14 protein-coding genes are annotated in these 25,287 nt (G+C 59.1%); 13 read left to right on the top strand and 1 reads right to left on the bottom strand.

The genetic code is table 11. From position 1 onward, the window contains the following. Positions 1 to 28: 28 nt before the first annotated feature. From ACWUI2_RS01590 to ACWUI2_RS01580, 3 genes are all read left to right on the top strand, one after another. On the top strand, positions 29 to 1,024 hold the full coding sequence (locus ACWUI2_RS01590; protein ID WP_486981108.1) for a hypothetical protein: 996 nt from the start codon (positions 29 to 31) through the stop codon (positions 1,022 to 1,024). A gap of 6 nt (positions 1,025 to 1,030) precedes the next feature. Further along, positions 1,031 to 2,596, top strand: a complete 1,566-nt coding sequence (locus ACWUI2_RS01585; protein WP_486981107.1) for a hypothetical protein — start codon at positions 1,031 to 1,033, stop codon at positions 2,594 to 2,596. Between the two features lie 152 nt (positions 2,597 to 2,748). Continuing rightward, on the top strand, positions 2,749 to 4,074 hold the full coding sequence (locus tag ACWUI2_RS01580; RefSeq protein ID WP_486981106.1) for a sialidase family protein: 1,326 nt from the start codon (positions 2,749 to 2,751) through the stop codon (positions 4,072 to 4,074). 265 nt (positions 4,075 to 4,339) lie between these two features. Here ACWUI2_RS01580 and ACWUI2_RS01575 read toward each other — a convergent pair whose 3' ends face one another. Beyond that, a complete protein-coding gene (locus ACWUI2_RS01575) occupies positions 4,340 to 5,041 on the bottom strand; it encodes a GntR family transcriptional regulator (RefSeq protein WP_486981105.1) in 702 nt (233 codons plus the stop codon). 436 nt (positions 5,042 to 5,477) lie between these two features. Here ACWUI2_RS01575 and ACWUI2_RS01570 point away from each other — a divergent pair, with 436 nt between their 5' ends. The 10 genes from ACWUI2_RS01570 (at position 5,478) to ACWUI2_RS01525 (ending at position 25,276) form a co-directional block, all read left to right on the top strand. After that, positions 5,478 to 6,896 carry a bile acid:sodium symporter family protein gene (locus tag ACWUI2_RS01570; protein ID WP_486981104.1) on the top strand — a complete coding sequence of 473 codons (1,419 nt, stop codon included), beginning with the start codon at positions 5,478 to 5,480 and terminating at the stop codon, positions 6,894 to 6,896. A 323-nt stretch (positions 6,897 to 7,219) separates the two neighbouring features. After that, a complete protein-coding gene (locus ACWUI2_RS01565) occupies positions 7,220 to 8,653 on the top strand; it encodes a bile acid:sodium symporter family protein (RefSeq protein WP_486981103.1) in 1,434 nt (477 codons plus the stop codon). 185 nt (positions 8,654 to 8,838) lie between these two features. Then, the gene (locus ACWUI2_RS01560) at positions 8,839 to 9,933 is read left to right on the top strand and encodes a LacI family DNA-binding transcriptional regulator (RefSeq protein ID WP_486981102.1); all 1,095 of its coding nucleotides are present in this window, start codon (positions 8,839 to 8,841) and stop codon (positions 9,931 to 9,933) included. Next, positions 9,933 to 11,102, top strand: coding sequence for a tripartite tricarboxylate transporter substrate binding protein (locus tag ACWUI2_RS01555; RefSeq protein WP_486981101.1), 1,170 nt, complete (start codon positions 9,933 to 9,935; stop codon positions 11,100 to 11,102). Before ACWUI2_RS01560 ends, ACWUI2_RS01555 begins: the two co-directional genes overlap by 1 nt. Positions 11,103 to 11,139: 37 nt before the next feature. Beyond that, positions 11,140 to 12,846, top strand: coding sequence for a hypothetical protein (locus ACWUI2_RS01550; RefSeq protein WP_486981100.1), 1,707 nt, complete (start codon positions 11,140 to 11,142; stop codon positions 12,844 to 12,846). A 3-nt stretch (positions 12,847 to 12,849) separates the two neighbouring features. Next, on the top strand, positions 12,850 to 16,374 hold the full coding sequence (locus tag ACWUI2_RS01545) for an exo-alpha-sialidase (protein WP_486981099.1): 3,525 nt from the start codon (positions 12,850 to 12,852) through the stop codon (positions 16,372 to 16,374). Positions 16,375 to 16,523: 149 nt separating this feature from the next. After that, complete coding sequence (locus tag ACWUI2_RS01540) at positions 16,524 to 18,953, top strand: autotransporter outer membrane beta-barrel domain-containing protein (RefSeq protein ID WP_486981098.1); 2,430 nt, start codon at positions 16,524 to 16,526, stop codon at positions 18,951 to 18,953. A 37-nt stretch (positions 18,954 to 18,990) separates the two neighbouring features. Next, positions 18,991 to 19,779 carry a prepilin-type N-terminal cleavage/methylation domain-containing protein gene (locus ACWUI2_RS01535; protein ID WP_486981097.1) on the top strand — a complete coding sequence of 263 codons (789 nt, stop codon included), beginning with the start codon at positions 18,991 to 18,993 and terminating at the stop codon, positions 19,777 to 19,779. A 56-nt stretch (positions 19,780 to 19,835) separates the two neighbouring features. Further along, positions 19,836 to 22,793, top strand: a complete 2,958-nt coding sequence (locus ACWUI2_RS01530) for an exo-alpha-sialidase (protein ID WP_486981096.1) — start codon at positions 19,836 to 19,838, stop codon at positions 22,791 to 22,793. A gap of 56 nt (positions 22,794 to 22,849) precedes the next feature. Further along, on the top strand, positions 22,850 to 25,276 hold the full coding sequence (locus ACWUI2_RS01525; protein ID WP_486981095.1) for an exo-alpha-sialidase: 2,427 nt from the start codon (positions 22,850 to 22,852) through the stop codon (positions 25,274 to 25,276). Positions 25,277 to 25,287 lie beyond the last annotated feature (11 nt).

Here is a 25,287-nt window from a genome sequence, read left to right as displayed (position 1 = left end):
CGGTCGTTTCGTTTCGGAGGCAAGAAGGATGGATAACGAAACTGGATTCAACCGACGCGACTTCGTGAAGAAGGGCGTCATGGGTGGTGTATTCTTCGCCGGCGGCGCGGCCGTCGCGAAGGCGGGAGGAGTCTCGGTTTCGCCGGACGCGATTCAGGTGCCCCGTTTGCTGGTGGATGACCGGGTAGTGAGAATCCCCGAAGATTACCCGACATTGCAGGAGGCCATCGACCGCGAGTCACGCTGGTTTCCGGTTCAGGGAAAACGAATCCTCCTGCGGATCCAATCCGGGCACCGGCTCACCGCCGGGTTGTTGATCCAGGACGGCCATTTTGCCCATTTCCGTATCGAATCCGAGGATACGGTGGTCGAGGTGAGCGACGATTTCGAGGGCGATCTGATTAATGGCCGACGATGCCACATGCCGACCCTGGCCTGTTTGATCGACATGCGCGACCGAGGGCGCAACGGTTATTTTGTCCGCAACTCGATCGGCTACATCGAACCGAAGTGCGGGGTGAGAAACGCCGGGCGCGATTGCGTTCTATGCGATCACGCCGGAATGCTGGAAATGAGGGAAGCCGAGGCCACCGGGGCGGGACGCTTTAACCTCCACTGCGCGGTTTCGGCGATGATCGGCGCCCGGTCGGCGATCCTCTCCGGTTCCAAACACATCAACGTCTATTGTTCCCACACGGGCTCGATCACCTGTGATTCCGCCGATTGCTCGGGGGCGGCGGAAGATGGGGTCTGGGCCAACGGCGCCAGTCAAATCGATGCGGCGAGCGTCGACGCCAGAGATTGCGGCGGGCATGGCATCCGCTCTCATCGCGGCGCTTCGGTGCGGGCGCGCGATGCAGATGTATCCGGGGCCGGAGGACGCGGGTTGGAGGTCCGGGACGGCGGAATCATCGCCGCCACCGGAACTCGCACCACTCACGGGACTCCGGCGGTCCAGGACACCAACCTGGCGAACTTCAACCAGGTGTTCGGGCAGGGAATCATCTTCAATGAAAACGCGTAGCGGGCGGTGAAGACGATCCCGGCCGCGGTCCTGTCGTCGCTTGCGGTGTTAACCGGCGGCCTCTTCGGAATCGGAACGGAAATCCGTTGGGCGAATCGGGATGGTGGCATTGTTCAACAGCCGGCCAATTGGAGACCGTTGATAGTGCCGGACCTGAAGGATGTGGCGGTGTTCCGTCTGGAGTCGATCTCGCCATACCTTGTCGAAAGTGAAGGCGACATCCGGGTCCGCGGACTTCACGTCTTGCACGACCGGTTGACCCTCAACCTGGCCGGCTCGTCGCTGGAAATCTCCGGACGACTCGACGTATCGCGAGGAAGCCTGCGCCTGACCGGTGCGAAGGCGGAAGCCGAGTCGGTAACGGCCGGATCCGTCGAAGGAGAAGAAGGGATTCTGGAACTGAGCGACAGCCGATTGGCGGTCTCGTCGATTCGTATCGCTCATGTGGATACGTCGGCCGGGGAAATGCGGTTGAGGGGCGGAAGTGAATTGCTGTTGTTCCAACCCGAAACTCCAAAACCGGAAGCGGGCGGTGGTCCCGGCGCCACCGGATGGTTGCGGATTGAGGAGGGGAGCCGGGTCGTGGTGGACGGAGCCGCGACACTGAGAATGGGATGGGCCGGTCATTCCCAAGGCACGGTTCTGGTTGACGGTCCCGGTTCTATTTTGCGCGGAGATGAGTTAAGCATCGCTGTCGGAGGGAATCCGCCGAGCTACCGCTACGCTGGTCCGGGCGCCGTGGAGGTCGTTCCCGGATCGAGCGGAGGCGAGGGACACCTGGCGGTGCGAAACGGGGGGAGCGTGGTGACCGGGAGGGAACTCTTTCTCTGGGAGACGGGGCGTCTTTGGATCGCCGGTGGCAGATTGGAGGCAGGTTTCCTCGGCATCTCGGCCGTGGAAGGAGCGGAAATCCGCGTGGGGCTGGAACCGGATGGCTCCGCACCGATCCGGGTGAATGGAGATGTGGCGCTCGGCCAAGGCGCGAAATTGACGGTGTCGTTGCCGGAAGACTTTTCCGCCGCGGCCGGTGATCGATTTTTGCTCCTGGATTATGGTGGGACCCTGTTGGGACATTTCGCCGGGCTTCATGAAGGGGAGAAAATCCGGATTGGGCGCTATTGGTTTGAGATGTCGTATCTGTCGGGAAGCGTCTCGGCGACAGTCGTGTCCGTGATCTCCGGTGTCACCTACGCCGAATGGATTGCTGGATACGATCTCGGGGAACTGGAGCGGCATCCGGGGGCCGCTCCGGGGGGAGATGGCCTGGCAAATGCGATGAAATACGCCCTCGGGCTGGATCCATCGATTCCGCAACAGGAGGCGCTTTCGCGCGTATGGGTTCGGACACTTGACGAGCACGGACGCTTGTCGTTTGACATCACCCGGAACCCCGCGGCAGTGGATGTGTTCCTGGCGGTCGAGGTTTCGAGCGATCTTGTGGAATGGATGAGCGGCCCGGAAAACGTGGTGATCCTGGAGGATAGCCCCGGTCGTTTGCGGGTGCGTGATGCCAGGTCGGCGGCGGAATTTGACCGGAGATTCATGCGGTTGGCAGTCACTCTTTCCGAGTAAAGTTACCGGGTGCCTTTATTGCCGCACAGAAGTGCTACCTAAAGCATTTTTTTCCTATATTCGGCTCGTTCAGTCTGGAATAGAATGATTTCCGTCTGCGCCGGACCCCGGCGGAATTTCGACTCACGATGGAACAGGAAAGGACGAATTGGATGACTCGAAGAGGTTTTCTTCAGAAGACGGCTCTTGCCGGCATGGCCGGTTATGTGGCGGGAGGGAGCGTCGTCAATGGCGCCGCTTCCCAGGCCGGCGAATCGAAGCTCTCTCCTTTGGGAGAGTCCCTTCCGGAGGCGCATCCGTTTTGGCCGGAACCGCGTTTGGCGCTGATCACCGATCACCGGAAGCATCGCAGCCGGGGAAGTGGCATGGTTATTTTGAAAGACAAATGGCTCTTTTTCTGGCGCGAAGGAAACATTCATGGCACCAGCGATCAGGGGGCGGTGATTAAGATGGGCGAATCCCGGACCGCCGGGCAGACCATCCAAAATGTCCGCACCCTCTATGATGAAGGCCCCGACGCACCGGCTAACGCCAGCGACCTGCGGGTCCGCTTGATGGGCAATGGGCGCATCGGACTCTTCGCGGTTCGAAACAGTTTTCCGGGGCGAAAATGGATCGCCCCTGTTTTCATGTATTCAGATGATGGAGGCGAAAGCTGGGAAAAGCAGATTCTCGACGTAGGGGAGGCCACCCATCCGAGTTTTACGTTCAGCGAATTTCCCGCGTCGGTCGGCGGACATGACACCGACGGTTACATCCTGTTTTGTTATTCGGGCGGACACGCCCCCTGGAGCGAAGAGGCGAAGTTGGATGCGGTTTACACCGTGGACAACGGCAAGACTTGGTCGCGGAAGACGGTGATCACCGGGCTGCCGCTCGGCACCCACGAAATGTCGGTCGTGCGGCTGGGAGAATCCGACCGTTGGATCATGGTCGGGAGATCCCGCTCCGAGGCGATGGGGCAACCGGTGTTCAAGTCGACCGATCTGTTCAATTGGGATGGACCGTATGGTGTCCACCCGCATTTGGACAATCCAAGCACAATCCTTTATCACGCCGGCGCCATTACCTGGATCGGGGCATCCCGTCCGAACCATTACCGGCGCCCGCGGGGACCGTCGGATGAGATCCGGGTGAACGGCAGCAGTTTCCAGGGCCTGGCGACCAGGACGGCGGATGCCGAACGGATCTGGCGCAATCCGGGCGACTGGCCCGATTGGTCAATCCTGGCATATCTTCCGGTCCATTTCGACGGCACGTTTGTCCAGCACGCAGGGCATTGGTATATGATCTTCGGCGCGGTTGAAGGACCGATGAGGACCGGCCGCAAATATTATTCGCAACTCGGGATCATGACTTCGGCCCGTGCTCCGCACATCCCGTTCAGCGGTCATTTGCCCGGTTGGATGATGGAGCCGGACGCCTTGCCCGACGGCGATGAAGGGGCGATCCGGTTCCAGGAACTGGTGCAAAAGTAATCAGGCCAGGACTATTCATCTGGCCGCCTTGTTGGAGTTCCGGCTTCAGCCGGTTTTTAGATCGAGGCGGGGACCGGCTGAAGGCGGAACTCCAACAGGGCAGATGCTCCACCGTGGGAGGTTTATCGGCCAGATGAAATAGCCCTGGTGATCAGACCCCCATCCGCTGCCGCGACAGAAAAAATAACAGGTGTTAGTTTTTTTGTCGCGGTGAATGAAGAGGGGGGAGAGCGGGGCGACGGGGGGGGTTGGGAGGCGGTCCTTTTCAACCGGGGTTGCCGCCTTCGAGGGCGGGCTGGCAGGAAGCGACGATCCGGCGGTATCCGTTTTGGACGTGGGCTCGCATGGCGGCTTCGGCTTTGTCCGGATTTCGGGAAAGGACTTTATCGATCAGGGATTCGTGGAAAACCGGCGGCAGATCGGGGGGGCGCTTGTAGGAGGTCACTTTGAGGAGAAGAAAAAACAAGTTCACCTGGCGCAAGGCATCGACCAGTGATTGCATGCCGGTGAATTCGGCCATGGTCATGTGCAGGTTGAAATGAAGCTGGTCGACCTCGGATTCGGGTCTCGCTTCCTGTTTCGCCCAGTCGAGTTCCTTGGCAAGGTCCCGCAGGTGATCGGCCTGGGTTTCATCGATTCCCTCACTGAGGAGCCGGGCGACTTGACACTCGACGGCTTCGCGCAACGCGAAGTGACTGCGGATGGCGTCGAGGGAAGGGATGGCGACGAAATGTCCCCATTGGGGCCGGGACTCGACCAGGCCATCCTTTTCCAGGCGCCGGAGTGCTTCGATCACCGGAATCACACTGACCTTGGACATCGAAGCCATTTTCCGGAGGCTGAGTTTTTCTCCCGCGGCCAGTTCCCCGGCGAGAATTTTCTGGTAAATCGTCCAATAGGCCTGGTCGGGCGCAGTCTTTGGCTGATTGGAATTCGGCGCCAAAGTGAACGGATCGTATTTGTGCATAGGGGACTCTTTAAAATGGACGCCTGGAAATCGGATCGACCTAACGAAAGGGAAAACCGACTCTTGGGCAAGCGTTTCGGTGGACAAGCGATTCATTGAATTGCGGGCACAGGTTTTTTTCCGGACAAGCGGTTTTCCCTGAAGTGGTTATCACTCAATGCGAAATGAGAAGGGTTCCGCCGAGCCTCCTCGAACCCTGATTTTTACGGATTTCAGGAAGAAATTCCGGGACCGCGTCTCTCCCGGGGCCGCCTTATGGGGATTATTGGGGGACCGGCGCGACGGGCATTCGGCCTTGACCCGGACAATGCCTCGCGCCATACCAGACGCCACTTCACCAGCATGATGGTGCCGGCCGATATCCGAAGACCGGGCGTGGAGGAGGGAAGTATTGATTGCGAGCCAACTGGAATAGTGATTTAACACCCTTATCTTGATGCCTATTCTTCGCGAAGCTTTTGGTTACCTGACCCGTGCCGCCTGTTATGTGGCACCTCTCGCCGGATTGACCGGTGGCGTATTGCTGCTGGCGGGGCGTGAATCCCAAGGCGGACCGTGGGTGGTCTTGGCGTTGATCGCGATGGCCCTCGCGTTTTTCCGCCATCCGAAACTCCGCAGTTTTTCGTTTACCGCCTGGGTGCTGGTGGTCGCCGGCACTGCCTTGTTTTACCCGGGGCTCTTTGGCACCTGGGGTGGTTTTGACCTGACATTGCTGATCGTGCCGCTCACCCAGATCATCATGTTTGGGATGGGCTCGACCCTGAATCTCCGTGATTTCGCCCGGGTGGCGCTTTTCCCGTGGCCGGTTCTGATCGGGGTTTTTCTGCAGTTCGGGGTGATGCCGATCGTCGGCCTTTCCCTGGTTCTCGCGTTTGGATTTGAGGGTGAGTTGGCGGCGGGCATCATTTTGATCGGGGTATGTTCCGGGGGGGTGGCCTCCAACCTGATGACATATCTGGCCGGGGGCCGGGTGGCGTTGTCGGTGACGACGACCTGTGTGTCGACTTTTCTGGCCCCGGTGATGACCCCATTTCTTATGGCGCGGTTTGCGGGGCGGTTTATCGAGATCGACGTCTTGCAGATGATGGTCTCGATTCTGAATGTTATCCTGGTTCCGGTGGTCGCCGGCCTGGTTGCCAACGCCATTCTATACAGTCCGGAGCGGTGGGCGAGGAACACCCGGGCATTGCTGTCGATCCTGGGGGCGAGCTTCGCGGTGGCCGCCGTCACTCTCTGGATCCCGGAAACCGGGTGGGGGGCTTTCCTGCCCTTGAAGACCGGTGCGGCGCTGGGGGCGTTTTTGATCGGGATGGTCGCGTTGTTGAAGTGGGTGGTGAACGTCCGGTTCTCCGGGCCGGACAACTGGATGGGACGGGCGCTGCCGCTTGTTTCGATGACGGCGATTTGTTGTATCCTGGCGATCATCACAGCCCAGACCCGGGAAGTACTCCTGGCGGTCGGATTGTTGCTGGTGGTAGCGTTGATGATCCATAACGCTGTCGGGTATCTGCTCGGGTATTGGGGAGCGAAAGGACTTGGATATATCCTCGGATACGGCGGATATATGCTGAAAGTCTATCCGAGCGTGCGGAACCGGATGGATGAAAAAGCCTGCCGGACGGTCGCGTTTGAGGTCGGGATGCAGAATGGAGGGATGGCGACCGGTCTTGCCATTGACGTGTTGCAGAGCCATGTGGCCGCCCTTCCTCCAAATGTTTTCGGAACCTGGATGAATGTCTCGGGCTCGATTTTGGCGAATTGGTGGAAGCGCAAGCCGATCCCGCAACCCTCTTCCTTCATGACGTCGGCGGCCCGGCGGCGGGAAGCGATAAGCGATTCCGGAAGCGGGGAGTAGAGCCCCGGGCCGGATGTTGCCCCCGTGCGTCCGAATGGGTGAGCCGGAGAACCGCCTCGGAAAAACCCTGAAAAATCTTCTTGCCCTTCCAGAATTTGTGGCGTTATAACTGTTATAACACTCACGAAATTTCCTTGTTTTCCTTGTCGACGGCCCTTTTTCGCAAATCCCATCCAAACGATAAGGCGGCTCCGCTTCACTCCTGGTCAATAGGCTGTCCGAATCGACAATTCGAGCCGCGGCAGACTCGAATGGGACGGGACGCCGGGATAAAGCGTCCACGAGGGAACCGACGGGATTTTCTAAAAAACCGCTAAACAAACATGGTTCATTTCAATCAATTTTTGACTGCCCTTACCCGCGGCGCCCGTTTCACCGGTCCGATTTTCGCCCTGCTGGCGATTTCGTTCGCGCTTTTCGGACTTCCCTCCTTCGCCGCTCCGTCCGCCGTGCTCGCTCTTTTGTCGATGGCTCTGGCGTTCTTCGGTCATCCGACTCTTCGCAGTTTCACCTTTACCGCCTCGGTTTTGGTCTTCGTGGCGACGGCCCTCTTTTATCCGGGACTGTTTCAAAGCTGGGGTGGGCTGAGTTTGACGTTATTGATCGTTCCGCTGACGCAAATCATCATGTTCGGAATGGGGACGACGTTGAATCTCCGGGACTTCGCCCGGGTCGCGCTTTTTCCCTGGCCGGTTTTGATCGGGGCCTTTCTGCAGTTCGCCGTGATGCCGTTGGTCGGTTTGGTGGTGGTGCTGTCATTCGGATTCGATGGCGAGATTGCTGCGGGGATCATTTTAATCGGTGCCTGTTCGGGAGGAGTCGCCTCCAATCTGATGGCCTATCTGGCCGGCGGCCGGGTGGCGTTGTCGGTCACCATGACCTGTGTTTCCACCTTTCTTGCCCCGGTAATGACCCCCTTTATTATGGCCCGGTTTGCCGGACAATTTTTGGAAATCAATGCATTTCTGATGATGATTTCGATCTTCAACATTATCATCGTTCCGGTCGTGGCGGGACTCGTCGCCAACGCGATTCTTTACAGCAAGAAGACGTGGGCCCGAAATACCGGGGTCCTGTGGACCATCATCGGAGCGTCCGCGGGGGTGGCTTTCATCGGTCTTTCGATGCCTGGAGACGGACTCGGTGCATTCGTTCCTTTGAAGACGGGAGTCGCCCTCGGGGCGAGTTTGATCGGTCTAGTTGCTCTGCTGAAATGGATTGTCAACGTTCGGTTGAACCGGTCTGAGAATTGGATGGACCGGGCGTTGCCCCTGGTGTCCATGACTGCCATCTGTTGTATCCTGGCAGTCATTACGGCGCAGACGCGGGAAGTTCTCCTGGCGGTGGGGATGTTGCTCGTTTTGGCGGCCGTGATCCACAACGCGGCCGGGTATCTCTTCGGGTATTGGGGCGCCCGGGGCTTGGGATACGTGGTCGGATATGTCGGTTTTAAACTCAACATTTATCCCGTCGTCGCCAACAAGATGGATGAGCGGACCTGCCGCACCGTCGCTTTCGAGGTTGGAATGCAAAACGGAGGAATGGCGACCGGCTTGGCGATCGACGTCCTCAAGAGCCATGTAGCGGCCCTGCCTCCGAACGTATTCGGAACTTGGATGAACATTTCCGGATCGATGCTGGCGAACTGGTGGAAGCGTCGTCCGGTTCAAGAGGAAGACCCCCTCGCGGAAGTCGCGACGACCAGGACCACCTCGGCCAACGTGGCCGGGACCGATCCAGCGTTGGCCGATGAGTGAGAGGTGACCGCTACGCTTCTTATGAACCTTCACTGTCTATCCGCGTTACGGGGCGAAATCAGAGAGTCTTCCAGCCGAACCTCTTCTGGGGCTGATGCCGGTGGCGGACGGCAGGATGCCATCCCTCCCAGTGGGGAAGGTTTATTTGATATTGTTTGCAAGGCCCGCCCCGAATCATTGCTACTATGAAACGGACTTCACCCACGGAACCCTGTCTCGCGACCGTCGCTCAAAAGGCCGGCGTTTCGCCGATGTCGGTTTCGCGGGTTTTGCGGAATTCGCCGGACGTTTCCGACACGATGCGGAGGCGGGTACTGACGGCGGTGGAAGAGCTCGGTTATCGGCCCGATCCGAATCTTTCGCGGTTGATGTCGATCGTTCGGTCGAAGAAGAAGCAGGGGGTCCGGGCCACCTTGGGAATACTGCGGGACGCCCAACAGGACGCGGCCTTGCGGGATCCGGTCTATCGGTTCGTATCTTCCGATTTAATCAAGAAACGGGCGATCGACCATGGGTACGTGGCTGAAGACTTTTTCATCGGCCCCGGCGGCCTGTCTCCGCAGCGGCTTCGCTCGGTGTTGAAGGCGCGCGGCATTGAAGGAATCATCGCGTCGCCCCAGTCGGTGAACAGCGCGATCGGCCAATTTGATTTTTCTTCATTCAGCTCCGCGATATTCGGTTTCGCGCTCGCTTCTCCCCGACTTCATCGGGTGACGGCAAACATGATGCAAGGCATTATGGATACGATGAGCGAGTTGACCGCGCGGGGTTACCGGCGGATTGGATTGGCGATCTCCAACTGGATCGATTGCCGGTCGGATTTCACCTATTCCGGCGCGGTCCTCCATTACAATGAGATGCGCCTTAAGGCGTCGGGCAACCGGCTTCCGCCCCCGCTTGTCCTGCCGACCAGCGAGGTCGCGCAGTCGGCGGACGTCTTTTGCCGTTGGGTGAAGGAGCATTGTCCGGATGTGATTATTTCCTTCGACCGCTATGTTCCGGATTGGATCGAACAGCGGTTGGGAATGCGAATTCCGGATGACATCGGTTATGTGATCCATGATTGGGCGACTGGCATGAGTGGATTCGCCGGAATCAATCATCACCGTGAATGGTTGGCGGCGGCGGCGGTGGATCTCGTGGCCAACCAATTGATGCGAAACGAGCGGGGGATACCGGAGGCTCCTCTGCATATTTTGATACCCCCCCGATTCGTCGATGGCGATAGCATCCGGAAATACGGCCAGGCGACCAACGAAGTCAGGCGAACTGGTACGTGATGAATATGGAATACTGGCGAAAGAGATTGCGGTATGGGATGGTGCTCCTGGCGGGGGTGGTGGCGCTTTTGTTTTCCGGGTGCGGCGGTGATTCCGGATACCCGGATCAGCCGATTGTTTTGATCTGCCCCTGGGCGGCGGGCGGCGGAACCGACAGGGTTGCCAGGCAGGTGGCGGTCGGTTTGGAAGCGGAACTCGGGGTTCCCGTGAACGTCGTCAACGCGACCGGTGCCTCGGGCGTGACCGGGCATACCCGGGGAGCCCTGGCCCGCCCGGATGGATACACCATCACTTTGATCACCGCGGAGTTGAACATGCTGCATTGGCGGGATCTGACACCGATCACCTATCAGAACTATCAACTCGCCGGTCTGATCAACCGCGATCCCGGCGCGATATTTGTCCGGAAGGACTCTCCGTGGAAGACGTTGGAGGATTTGAGCGAGTACATCCGGCGCAACCCGGGGGAGTTGCGGGGATCCGGGACGGCGCTCGGAGGGATCTGGCATGTGGCGATGGCGGGATGGCTCAATGAAATCGGGGCGGGAGTCGACGCGGTCCGCTGGATTTCGATCGAAGGGTCAACCCCGTCGTTGCAGGAGCTGATGGCCGGTGGCCTGGCGCTAGTCAGTTGCAGTCTCCCGGAAGCCCGCTCGTTGTTGCAAGCTGGCGAAATCCGTTGTTTGGGAGTGATGGCGGACGAGCGATTGAGCCAGTTCCCGGATGTTCCCACGATGAAGGAGCAAGGGGTGGACATTTCTCTCGGCACCTGGCGGGGAGTGGCGATGCCGGCCGGTGTGCCGGAAGAGCGGGCGGAGGCATTGATTGCCGCATTGGACCGGGTGGTAAACGGGAGCGAATTCCGCAAGTTCATGGACCAGGCCGGATTCAACTGGGCATTCGAAGGGCCGGACGAGTTTTCAGCGACGCTGGCCCAACTCGACGCCGCCTTCGGAGAGGTTTTGACGAGTGACGCCTTTGTGAACATGGGCGATGAAATCATCGGGCCGATGGCGTTTCCGCTGCTGCTCGGAGTTTTAGGGCTTCTGGTGTTCGGTGGACTGGTGATGACCAAAGGCCTTGCCCGGAGTGATTCGGCGGACGACGTCTCCCGGCGCGTCGATGCGAAAGCGAAAGAGCGACTCAGGCTCATCCACGCATGTATTTAACCCAACCAAAACGAAAGAATGACAACCCATGAATAACATGACTCGACTCGCGGCAGCTCTTCACAAATCGACTCCGAAACGCATGAATACGGCTTGCTGGGGTGTGGCCTTGGTAGCCGGAGGGATCTGGGCTCTGCCGGTTTCGGCAGCCACCGAGACCTGGATAAACCAGGATGGCGGCAGTTTTCACGATTCCGGGAACTGGTCGCCCGCCGGACCTCCGGGAGCCGGGGATGCCGCGTATTTCAACATGGGAGAGGTTGTTCCCTACGCGGTGCAGTTCACCAGCGATGTGATTACCCAGAACGCATGGATCGGCAATGACAGCGTGTTGTTTCAACTGGGGGGGCGGACCTATACGTTGACCAACGATCTTCACGTCGGTCGAAGTAACGGCGACGTTGGATACCTGATCGTGGAGGGAGGCATCTTTGACATCCAAAACCGGTTCGACATCGGGCGGCAAGGTGAGGGCTTTCTACATTTGCGAGGGGAGGATACGATAATGAATGTCGCGGGAGTTCGTCCCCGCATCGGCCGGGATGCGGCCGGGGCCGCGCTGATTTCCGATGGGGCCACCATGAACGTGACCAGCGACCTGAGGATCGGATGGGACAGCGAACCTGCCGATGTCTCAACTCTCACTGTCGATGGAGGTCAGCTCAACATTTCCGGCGGATTGCACATTTCGGACGGAGCGGCGACGGTCGGCGAAGCGAGTTTCGTCAACGGAGCCCAAGTGGTGGTGGACAATCGCTTTGACGTCGGCCGGGAGGGAGTCGGTTCCCTGGAGGTGCGGGGAGAAGGCACGACTCTGACGGTCGGAGGCGTCAATTCCAGGATTGGACGGAGTGCCGCTGGAACAGCGATATTCGCGGAAGGCGCTCTCGTCGATGTGGCTGGCGACTTGAGAGTGGCATGGAATGGATCCGTGGGAGAAACCTCCACGTTGACCGTGGATGACGCGACGCTGACCGTCACTGGGGCGATTGTCGGGGGTGACGGTGCGAATACGATTGCTGAGATCGGGTTTTCGAATGGGGCCCAGGTGACAGCGGGAAGTCTGATCATGGGGCAGGCGGGAGCCGGTTCACTTGAAATGACTGGCCTCAATACGGTGTTTAGCCTCAGCGAAGATGTAGTCATTGGCAACAATGCGGCTGGAAGTGTCAGCATTTCGGATGGAGCGTCGTTGAGCGGAGCCGGAAGCAATGTCTATGTGGGGGGAAATTCGCCGGAGAATGGTGGTGCCGGGGCGGAGGGAATCCTGGAAGTTTCGACTGGCGGCACGGTGAACATCGGGGGAATGCTGCAAGTGTGGGAAACCGGAGAACTGCGGGTGAGCGGGGCGACGGTATTCGCGGGAGCGTTGCATTTCGCCGCGGAGCCGGGAGCGGTTTTCCTTGCGGGATTGGACGGTGGACTGGATTCCCTGTTGGAAATCGCCGGGGACATCGACCTCGGAGGCGCGGCGCTGGAAGTGTATTTTTCAAATGGATACACGCCCGGATTTGGGGATCAGTTTCAATTGTTCAACGCCGGGGGCACTATCCTCGGTGAGTTTGGCTCCACTCAACTCCCCGCGTTGGCGGACGGTCTCGAATGGACGACCGATTTCTTATATTCGGATGGAATAATCGGGGTCATTCCAGAGCCAAAAACGTCTGCCCTGGTCGCGGGGTTGATGATCCTCGGGTTGGTGGCGTTCCGGCGCTCGACCCTGATCCGGAAGAATTCCTTTTAAGACATGAATCGAACGACGCCAGTTTTCATCGGTCTATTAACCTGGATGGTCGCGGGATGCGGCTCCGCCGACGGGAGAATTAAATCGTATGAAGGATTTGATTACGAAGACCGGGTTGGTCTGCTGGGCGCGGGTGGCGGGACAGGCTGGGGAGGGGCCTGGCGGGAACGCTGGTTCGTCACCCAAGACGGATCCAGTCTGAATTACCCGGCTGGAAGCGATCTGACCGGAGTTGGGGGGCGTTTGCATGTAGTCGTCGAGGCAGCCCAGGATATTTTCAGGCCATTGCCGTTTGTGATTCAGGATGACCAGGCGTCGTCGATTTATTTTAGTGTATTGTTCCGGAGGCACACCAGCTCTGGCGGTGTGTCGTTCGATCTTCAGTCCGCCCAGGGTATGGCTTGGCGGATGATTGTCGGATCGCCGGGCTATCTCCAGATTGGTCCCACCGCTGGATTCGGCGCCAGCTTCCGGAGTCCTGACGGGTTGGCGCCGGTCGGGGAGACGATCTTCCTGGTTGGCCGGATGAAAAGCACGGTGGACAATGCCCGGCGTTATGATTTGCAGGTTTATGTGGCTGGAGTGGACGCCGTCGGTTCGGAAGGGCCGGTGACCTGGACCGTGGGGGGAGAGAGCGGAACCTTTACCACCGGAGGGATGGATACGTTCCGTTTGAGGGTGTTTGGAACCGATATTGACGCCGAAATCGACGAACTCCGGTTCGGGACGACCTGGGAGAGCGTGACCGCCCCGGCCTCGGGGAACGGAGGAAGCGATCCGATCGCGTATGAAGGATTTGATTACGACGGCCGGACCGATCTCGGCGGATTGGCGGGAGGGCAGGGATGGACTGAACCGTGGAGCGCCGAGTGGACGCTTGGCGCCGACGGCGAAAGCCTGGTTTTTCCTGCGGGGACCGGGTTTTCCGCGGCGGGAGATCGATTGCACGTGGCCGGGGGGGGAGCCCGAAACGCGTATCGTCCGTTGGGATTCACTCTGGAAGATGGCCGGGAGTCGACCTATTACATGAGTTTCCTCCTGCGCCGGGGAAACTCGACATCGGGTCTTTCGATCGATCTGGAATCGACAACCGCCGAAGCAGGGGGAACGGCGGCGAACCAGGGATGGCGGGTTGTTACGGGAACCAGCGGACAATATCAAATCGGGGCCGCCAGCGGACTTGGGGGAAGTTTGCACACCACGCAAACCGGTCTGTCGCCAGTGGGCGAAACCATCTTTCTGGTCTCGAAAATGGTGACGCATCCGGACAATGACCGGGAGTATTATCTGAAAGCCTACGTGGTGGGTGTGGATCAGGTCGGTCCGGAAGAGCCGACGGAATGGACGGCGGTCACCACGAATTCCCGAGTGGCGACCGGCGGGCTTGACCGGTTGAGGGTCCGCTTGTTCGGATCGAACAATGATGTTCAATTCGACGAATTCCGGATCGGGACGAATTGGCAAAGTGTTACCCGTCACTTGAATCCTCTGGGTGGATTCGATCAGTGGCGGGCCTATCACTTCGATCAGCGGGAACTGGGAGAACCGGAGATGAGCGGGACCCATGGGAATCCCGCCGGCGACGGTGTATCCAATTTGGTCAAGTATGCATTGGGAATGGATCCGTGGCAAAGCGCGGCGGGAGAGGAATTGGGTATTGTTGGCCGGGAGGATTTTCACGAAGAAACCTATCTCACGTTCAGTTACGCGCGTCCCTCGACCCTTCCGGATATTCAATACGATGTCCTGGCCTCTCCGGATCTGTTTGACTGGACGGAACGGGGAATTCCGGTGCGGGTTGACTACGAGGAGGATGGCCGGGAGCGGTTTGTTTACCGCGATGTTGTGCCGATGAGTGACGCTCCGGCTCGTTTCATGAATTTGCGTGTTGCCCGGGCGGGAGGGGACGATGACGGAGATTTTGTATCCCCGCTCCCGATGTCGTATGGCATTGATTCGCCGCCTCCGGAATATCCAGTGGCGCGGGTCGAGCTGCGGGGAGGCGAAAGGGATATCCTGCGGGAAGGCGTCAAGTTGTTCACCGACCGCGATTATACGGCGACCCGCGTAAGGGCGTTCGAAGGACACGACTTCTACCGGTCTGAGATTGGCGAGATCGATGTGGTGGCGCACAGTGCCGGCCTTTTCTATGTTCTCACGCCCGTCGCGGGACATCCCGGAAGTTTGGTGGGTGAATTGACGGCGGCCGGATTCAAGCGCATCGAGATGGATTCGTTTAACTTGATTGCGGAGAAGCCGGGAGTGGAATTCGATGCCTACACCCGGGTTATGCGAACGAATGAGCGGCTTTTGCTGGGCGACTACGGGGTTCTCGTGTTTCCGATCAAGCCGTATGAACTCTGGGATTCCCGGATACCGTTTCCGGCTTCGGGCGACATCCCTTATATCGGAGACAAAGGACCCGGGGTGCACCAGGTTGAGATTCATCGGGCGAGCCAGGGGGTCGATCAGTTTCTGCACCAAATGTCCCTGGCCGTGCATAAGGGCGAGCTTTATGCGGCCTGGAAAAATACTACACTTGGCGAACTCGATACGGATGCCCTCATCCGGTTTTCGAAGTCGACCGACGGCGGGCTCACCTGGACGCCGACCGCGACCATCACCACGACCGAATGGGAAGCGGGGGAGGAAGTGCCTCTGATCCGGAACAAGAACCAGCAGGAGACGTTGGACCTTGGGGGGCAATTTCTGGAATTTTCGGGCCTCGCTTCGAACGGGGGGCAACTTTGGGCCTTTAGCACGCTCTATCCCGACGATCCTCCGATCCTGCGCATGCGGGGGTTGGTATTGAACGAACGGACCGACGAATGGGAACAGCGGGGACCGGTCACGGACCGGAAGTTTTTTCCGTTGAGCGGAGCGATTCCGATGGACAACGGCAACTGGATCATGGGCGGTTGGTTTACGACCGGCTGTGCGATTAGCCGGGGCAGCGATTTTTCGACCTGGGATCTTCCCTCCGGGCCGATGGTTTTCCATGAAGCCCTGCAAGGAACCGAGGGAGGACCGGTCGTATACGACGGAGGGAAGAAGATTGTGGCCGTGTACCGGAATCAACACTTTTGGGCATCGGCGGTCGGCAATTATCCCTGGCGGGATTACCGGGCGGTTGTGACGGTGAGTCGCGATTATGGAGAGAGCTGGTCGAACGCGGTGGAAAGCAACTTCCCGATGAGCATTTCAAAGCCGCATGTCGGAAAGCTGTCTACGGGTCAGACCTATCTCGTGTTCAACGTACATAACCCCGACTTTTATCCATATCCCCGGCAGATGCTGGCCATCGCGGTCAGCGAACCGGGCGAGCGGGTGATGAGCCGGGTCTACACGGTTGCGCCGGGATTTCCGCCCGCCGCGCGATATCCGGAAGGAATGCGCAAAGGCCCGTGGCATTCACGATCTTATCCGGCCGTTGTGGAGCACGAGGGAAATCTTTATGTGGCTTACAGCCTGAACAAGGAGGATGCCAAGGTGACAATCATACCGGTCGATCTCCTGCAGTCACCGTGAGGCATGAAGAGCAACTGGTATCATACCAAGATGTTTCTGTTGAGAGGGAAATTCCATTGAACACACTGAATATATTGCCACCACGACGTTCGGAGACGGACGCCTACTCTAATCCAAAGGATGCAATTATGAAACCATGTACCTCATCTATGTCTAAGATCATTCAACGCTGGAGCCGTCCCCTGTTGGCGGCGGGCTTTTTGGCGGCGGCGAGTGCGGGCACCGCCGACGATGCCTTTTGGAAGTTTTGGAACAATCCGGCTGGAGGAAGTTTCCATGACGGATCGAATTGGTTGAACGGCGCGCCGGAGTTTTACGAAGACGCGGTATTCGACATCGGGGCCGAGGAAGCTTATCCGGTCACCTTCGCCGGTGCGGCCGAGACGTATATGCTTCTGCTGGGCACCGACAACGTCCTTTTTCAGTTGAATGGAAATACCTACACCCTTCGGCAGGATTTGTTCTTGGCCCATCAGGAAGACGACGTTGCGAGCCTGGTGGTTGAAGGCGGTTCCATGATCCTGGAGAACCGTTTCGACGTGGGGCGGATCGGTGCCGGCCATCTTGAGGTGAAGGGAGAGGGGACGACGCTCTCGGCGGCGGGGGTTCGCCCCCGGATTGGTAATATGGGACCGGGAACCGCGTTGATTTCTGATGGGGCGACTTTGAGCGTGGTCAGTGATTTGCGGATCGCTTTGGAAGAGGATTCCAGGCTGACGGTCGATGGCGGGCATCTGGTGGTCCAGGGCGGACTTCATCTTTCGGATGGTGCCAACGCGCACGGAGAGGCGATCTTTCGGAACGGGGCCATGGCGACGATCAGTAACCGCTTCGATATCGGACGAACCGGTTCAGGTTACCTCGAGCTTCGGGATCCGGGAACGGTTTTGAATGTCTCGGGCACTCGCCCTCGGATTGGCCGCAGTGCGCCCGGCGATGCGGTGATCGCCGACGGAGCTACGATGAACGTCCTGGGGAGCGACCTTCGCATCTCGTGGGAGGGTGCGCCGGGAGACAGATCCACGCTGCTGGTCGATGGCGGTAATTTGAACATCGACGGCGGATTGCATGTTTCCGACGGCCCCACGACGATCGGGGAAGCAACCTTTACGAATGGCGCCCAAATCGATGTCGGCAACCGGTTCGATATCGGACGTGAGGGAGTCGGAAGTTTGGAAGTGAGTGGCGCCAACACACTCTTGACGGTGGGTGGCGTGAACTCACGAATCGGACGAAACAAGGCCGGAACAGCATTGTTTTCGGATGGTGCGACGGTCAACGTCGCGGGCGACTTGCGGGTGGCCTGGCTCGGGGATGCGGGAGAGACCTCCATTCTGACGGTCGACAATGCGGTGCTGGATGTGGAGGGATATCTCGCGGCGGCTGACAGCGGATCGGTGGTGGCCGAGATTTATGTGGAGAACGGTGCGACGGTCACCGCCGGGGGTCTCAACATCGGTAATCATGGAGCGACCACGTTCGACCTCACCGGAGCGGGCACGACCTTATCGGCGGGCTCCATGCGAATCGGCACGAACGGCGAGGCGGTCATGACCGTGAGTGACGGTGCGGTGCTGGCCGGGCAAGACGAGAACGATTTGAATATCGCCACCAATTCCGGTTCGGAAGGAACGCTGGTGTTGACTGGAAGCGGGAGCCGGCTCGAAGGTTCCGCCCTCGGCCTGTTCATCGGGGGATCCCGTGAAGTCTGGGTCGATGATGGCGAAGGCGGAGGAGAATTCACCGGAGGGGTCGGAGGAACCGGCCGGTTGGATGTCCTGGCTGGAGGCGAGGTCGATATCGGCGGTGAAGTCGTCGTGTGGCGGACCGGCACCCTTCATGTCGAAGACGGAACGATTCGGGCGAGTTCGATCCGCTTCGCGGACGGCGTCGGGGAAGACTCGGCTCTCCTGAGCCTGGTCCTTGATGCCGCAAGTGGCCCATTCTTGGACATGTCCGGCGACTTCACTCTCGGTTCGAACGCACGGTTGGAGTTGGCGGTCAATGAAACGGCGACTTTCACTGCGGGCCAAAAGTTCGTCGTGGCGAGTGCCGGAGGTGAAGTGACAGGGACATTCGCGGGCCTCGCTGAGGGAGCCGTTCTTACGGTGGATGACGTCGATTTCAGCATCAGCTACCAAGGATCAGAGGTCGCGTTAACCGTGCAGGGAGAGACCACCGGGCTTACCTACGGCGCCTGGATCGCGGGATTTGAACTGCCCGCGGCCGACCAGGCTTTCGACGCGAACCCCAGTGGTGACGGAATTCCGAATGCGATCAAGTATGCACTCGGATTGGATCCGACCGTTTCCTCGGTCGGGGAAGTGCCTGTGGCGAAATTGGAAGTCGATGGGGGGGAACAATACCTGGAGATTCAAATTGCCAAAAATCAGGATGCCGTCGAAGCCGTCTTCACTATGGAAGTGTCGTCTGACCTGATCAATTGGGAGGACGGCGATGAATCAGTGCTGGTGATCGAAGAAACGGATACGCTTTTGCATGCCCGTGACCGCACAGCGCTGTCGGATCTGTCGAAGCGTTTCATGCGTTTCCGGGTGGAAATCGGAATCCAGGACTGAGCCGACAAATTGGAGGTAACAAAGGGAGATATAACTGATGAGAATAAACAAACCTATCAAATCAACCGCGGAAAACATTGAGTGTCGCGGCTTCACACTGATCGAGTTGTTGACGGTCATTGCGATCATTGGGATCCTGGCGGCGATCTTGATTCCAGTCGTTGGCAGTGTGAGGGAGTCGGCACGCTCGGCGCAATGCGTGAGCAACTTGAGGACCCTTAGTCAGGCCGGACTTGCTTGGATTATGGATAATGAGGAGCGGATGTTGGATCAGTGGGGCTGGAGGCTTCCGCCGGATCAAGCCTTTTCAGGCACCCGTCCGGATACCGATCCCAGTGGCAGCGCGCTCCGGAACGACTCTCTAGCCCCGTATCTCGGGCTTACTTCGGAAATGGCGCAGCCTCCCTCCGAAACGGTGATGAGTTGTCCGACTCATGTCGGGCTGGAAGGGGTTTGGAAAGATTACGGACAGCAGTATGCCGTCAACCGGTTCGCATGTGCCACTTTGACGACCTCGGCCGGGGCGACCCCTCAAGTCTATTCGGGGCATGCTCAGCTGTTTAGCGAGATTTCCGCGCCCAGTCGGATGGCGTTCTTCATGGATGGAGTGAGCGATGGGCAGGGCGGGTCGTATCCTTCGTCCGCCCCGACCGATTCGTATTGGAGAAGCGAGTACACGGGTCCTGGCAGCACCGGATTGATCTTTCAGCACAACGGAAAGATCAACGTGGCGTTTCTTGATGGGCACGTGGAATCGCGGGGGAGGGCCGAGTTGCCGACCAACGATCACGATGTGTTCTGGGGCAACATGAGCCGGTTCCGTTGAACTGGAAGGACCTGGTGCTTTGAATGTGTTTTCGTCGCCCGACCTGTTTGTTGTCGATGATTCTCTGCTCCGTATGCGCGGCATCCGCCGACGAGTTGGTGGAGCTGTGGGATCCCGCGATCCCGTTTCCATACGGGTATGAGGAAATTCCGGTCTTGCCATATGTGCGGTATAGTTCGGTTCATTGGGCGGTCGCGGGCGAATGGCAATATCTCCATCAGGCCGGGCTTGGCTTTCACGAAAACATGTTGTTCGCCGGATGGGCGCACGCTCTCGAAGATGAGGGGTCGCCGGAACAAATGATAACGGGCAGGCGGTCTACGGATGGAGGTCGGACGTGGACGCCGACGGAGGTGATCGGTCCGGAGATCGAAGGAATCGACCGCTTGGGTTTCTGCACGTTCTTCTCACATCAGGGAAGGATGTGGGCCTTCGGATCCAAGCGGAACAGCCATCAAATGGTCGCTTATTATTTTCACCCACGCGACCACGTTTGGATTGAGGAAGGGGTGGTGCTCGCCGAGCCCGGTTGGACGGCGACCGACCGGATACGCCGGATGGAAAACGGCAACCACATTCTCGCGGGGGGAGTCGCAAGCAACCAGATCGCGATCAGCGATGGCGACGATCTCACCCAGTGGCGGATCAGGAACATCCCCCATGATCCGGAACTCAGGTTTCCACTGATCTCCTTGATCATCGAGGACAATGAAATCTGGGCGATCATGCGGAACTCCCAAGCTTCTTTTGCCCTGGTCTCTCGAAGTTACGACTACGGGGAAACGTGGGAGGAAGCGCGAATGAGCAACTTCCCGATGTCGCCCGCGAGACCGTTTGCGGGCATGCTTAGCACTGGCGAGCGGTATGTGATTTCCAGCACGCCGCGAGACATGCGGAGTGAATCTCGGCAAGCCCTGACCATCGCGTTGAGTCGGCCAGGGGAGAAGCAACTCAGCCGAATCTGGAGGATCTCCCGCGGAACTCCCCATCATTTGCGGCATCCAGGACACGCGAAAGGACGGCAATGGTCCTACCCGCAGGCAGTGGAGCATGACGGGAATTTGTATGTGATTTATTCAGTCAACAAGGAAGATGCCGAGATGGCGGTCATTCCGCTGGAGGCATTCGAAGAGATCGAGATGGACGGAACCCGCCGTCACTGGAGCAATCCCGCCGGGGGGATTTATCAGGAGAATTCCAATTGGCAAGGAGGCGTCCCGGCTGTTGACCAGGAGGCGTGGTTTGATTTGGGACAGCTGGAACGGTATACCGTCCTTTTTCAATCCAGTGCCGAAAATCGAGGAACTCTCATCGGGAACGATCATGTCGTCTTTCAGCTTGGCGAAAATGAACTGACTGTTCGTGAGGATCTGTCGGTGACTTCCGGGTTGAATTCCTCTGGTAGCCTGGAGGTTCACGGAGGATCGACTCGGGTTGAAGGAAACCTGGCTGTGTCGGGCGACATTCGTTTCGAGGATGGCACCTTGCTGTTGGACGGAACCCTGCAGTTGTCCGGAGAAGAAGGAAGGCAGGCGACCGGACAATTTCGGGGCGATGCGTCCGCGATGATTCAAAACCGGTTCGACGTCGGCCGGGATGGACCTGGTTTCCTGGAGCTTACGGGACAAGGAACGGAAGTCACCGTGGAAGGGACCCGGCCCCGGGTTGGGCGGAACGCACCGGGAGTCCTGATTGTCAGGGAAGGGGCTAGCTTGACCGTCACCGACGATCTGCGGATTTCCTGGGGAGGGGCGAATGGAGAGGTGTCGTCGCTTTGGGTGGATGACGCTCAACTGACAGTGGGAGGCGGATTTCACGTAGGGGACGGGCCGACGACGATTGGGAAGGCGCGTTTTTCCTCGGGTGCGTCGGCGACGATCAGTAACCGGTTTGACATCGGCCGCGAAGGGCCGGGTGAGCTGGAGGTGACGGGTCCCGGAACCACATTGACTGTGGGCGGAGTGAATTCCCGGATCGGCCGAAACGCGCCGGGGATGGCATCGATTTCCGACGGCGCCGCGGTTAATGTTGGGGGTGATCTGCGGATTGCCTGGAATGGTTCGGCAGGCGATCTCTCAACTTTGACGATGGATGCCGCTGTTTTGACAGTGGAGGGGAATTTGATCGCGGGAGATCATTCCGCGACCCGTGCGGAGATCAGCATGCGGAACGGCTCGTCCGCCGCGGTCGCCGGGGCCATCCTGGGACATCAGGGAGATGCCCGACTGGAATTGCTTGGCGAGGGGACGACCTTGACTTTGGCGGGGACGCTGCAGGTGGGAAACAACGCCCCGGCAGAAATCCGGCTCGCGGGAGGAACGATCGAGGCTGGGGACATTTTTTTCAGCCCGGGCGCATCGCTCGTCACGATCCTGGGAGAAAGTCCCGGCTCGGTGATCAAGTCGGACGCCGGAGTCACCATCGCGGCAGGAGTCGATCTTCACGTGGACTGGAGCGGCAACTTTATCGCCTTGCCGGGAACCCGGCTTCCCTTGATCCAGTCCGGCGCCGGGGTCGATGGATTCTTTTCCGGGTTGCCGGACGGGCATGTCCTCGAGGCCGGTGGTTATGAATTCGAGATCCATTACGAGGGCGAGGAAGTCGCGCTGATCGTTCTCCGGGCCGATGTCGCTTTCACGGACTGGGTTTCGCGCTTCGGGTTGCCGGAGGACCAGTGGAGCCCGGAAGCGAATCCGGCGGGCGATGGGATTTCGAACGCGGTCAAGTACGCCTTGGGCCTGGATCCAGGAAAGGTGGAGGTTGAGCGTTTTCCCGGGGCGGTCATTGAAACGCTCGGCGAGGATGCTTACCTCGTCTTGGATATTCCGCGCAATCCGGTGGCGAGCGAAGCCGAATTTCAGGTCGAAGTTTCGGATGACTTGAGCGGATGGAGGAGCGGATCGGCGTCGGTGACGATTATCGAGGAAACGGATACACGCCTCCGGGTAAAGAGCAATCATCGGATCGCGGATTTGGAACAACAGTTTATGCGCCTGAAAATCGAGCTCGACTGATTCAGGTTGCCGGGGGTTGAGCCCGCCTGATCGAAGCGAAGAACAGAAGAATTACTATGAGCATTGGACGACTAACATCGAAACAATTTCTTTCCACCCTTTTGGCAGCGGGATGCCTGCAAGCAGGATTTGCGGTTGCGCACGGCGATGGACCGGTGAACCTGTGGGATCCGGCAGTCCCCTTTCCTCCGAGCTTGGAATCGATCCCCCCTGTTCCATATGGTGAATACAGTCGGGTGCACCGGGCCGAGCGCGGCGGACTGCAGTTTCTCCACGAAGCGGGAATCGCTTTCCATAATGGAGTCCTGTTCACTGGCTGGGTTCACGGGGTGCGGGACGAAGCGGCCCCGGACGGACGAATCAATAGCAGACGTTCCGAAGATGGGGGCAGAACGTGGTCGGCCCTGGAAACGATCGCCCCGAAGATCGTGGGGGACGAACGGTGGGAGTATTGCAGCTTTCTGTCCCATGAAGGGCGCCTTTGGGCGTTCACGACCCGGACGTGGGACGCATGGGAATTCCGCGATCCGTTTCTTGAAGCTTTTTATTTGGACGAAGAGCAAGACCGGTGGGTCCGTCACGGAGTCATCCTCGAGGACTTTGTGGCAACGGACAAGGTGCGTCGGTTGGGCAATGGGAACTGGATCCTGGCTGGAATGGCGCATGGCGAAAACCGGATCGCGATCAGTGACGGGGACGACCTGACTTCCTGGACCCTCACTCAGATTCCCCATCAGGAGGGGCTGCGCTGGCCGTTGGTTTCGCTGATCGTGGAGGAGAACCGGATAACGGCGGTGATGCGGAATTCGGAAGATACCATGGCGCTCGTTTCGGTGAGCGAGGATTACGGGCAAACCTGGTCGTTCGCGGAACGCTCGAACCTCCCGATGATCGCGGTAAAACCCTTTGCCGGGAAGTTGAGCACTGGGCAGCGTTATCTGATCACCGGCACTCCGCCCGCCCCGGGCGACAATCGGCGACTGGCTCTGACGATTGCCGTGAGTGCGCCCGGTGAAGACTATTTCAGCCGGATCTGGAGGATCAGTCGCGGCGAGCCCCATCCGCTGCGCTTCGCCGGAGCGGCCAAATCGCCCCAATGGTCGTATCCGAAAGCGATCGAGCATGAAGGCAACCTTTATGTCATCTATTCCTCGAACAAGGAGGATGCCGAAGTTGCCATCATTCCCATCGAGATTTTTCAAGATTCCCAGGACCATTTGTTCGCTTTTCAGAAAGAATGGAGCAACACGGATGGCGGCCTGTTTGCCCAATCGGAAAACTGGCAAGGCGGCGTGCCGGGACCGGGAGACGACGCGATATTCAGCCTCGGGGTCGACCAGCCCTATCGGATTTCTTTCGCGGATGATGCCGAAAACTACCGGACCGTTGTGCGGGGAAGCGACGTCATTCTCGACTTGGGACAACGACACTATACATTGACCGAAGGCCTTCAGGTCGCTCCCGGAGCGGAGGGGATGGGTCGTCTTCTGTTCGAAGGGGGGCGGATCAGCGTCGACCGGGGAGTGGATGTCGCCGGCGAGCTCGCGCTTCGTTCGACTGAATTGACCATCGGCTTGACGTTGCAGCTTTCCGGAAACGGAGAGAACCCCGCGAAGCTGGCGGTCCGCGACGGTGCGAGAGTCGATGTTGGCAACCGGTTCGACGTCGGCCGGGATGGTCCGGCAAGTTTGGAAATCCACGGTCCGGATACAATCGTCACGGTCGACGGAACCCGGCCCCGGGTCGGACGCAACGCCCCGGGCAGCCTGCTGATCACCGACGGCGCGACTTTGGAGGTGATCCAGGATCTGCGGATTTCGTGGGATGGACAAAACGGGGACGTTTCGATCCTGACGGTGGACGGAGGTCACTTGAATGTCGGGGGAATGCTTGGCGGATCGGACGGCGACTCCACCCGCGCGGAGATACGACTCCTGAACGGAGCGGTGGTAAATGCCGGTCGGGTTGTTCTCGGGCATCGTGGCTTCGGGGAACTGGAGCTTGATGGCCGGGAGACGCAACTGACGGTTGCCCGTGATCTTTTGATCGGGCAACGTGGGCCTGCGAAGATGCGTTTGGCGGGAAATTCCGCGGCGACCGTTGGCAGCGCCTTGACCGTATCCGGCGACGGGCTGCTGCAAATGGCAGGAGGTACCGCCCGCGCCGGTGAATTGAAGTTTGGCGGCGCTGGAAGTCCGCGATTGGAAGTGGTTTTAGGGCCGGACCGGGAGCCTCCCCTCCGGGTCGATGGGAACGTGACATTCGGGAACGCGGCGACCCTCGGCGTGGAATTGGCCGACGGTTTCCACGCCCGGCCGGGAGAAGTGATCCCCCTGATCGCCTACGGTGGCGCTTTGAGGGGAAAGATCAATGGCCTGGCAGACGGCGAAACGATTCACGCGGGCGATTATGCCTTCCGGATCGATTATGGAACCCGAAACCAGGAAATCGCTCTAACTGTGCTTGCGGCGAGCCCTCAATGACTTCACCTGCG

The sequence above is a fragment of the Verruconatronum alginivorum genome (assembly GCF_056590205.1).
The sequence above is the reverse complement of the archived record's forward strand: the minus strand, read 5'-3'. Positions and strand labels throughout refer to the sequence as shown.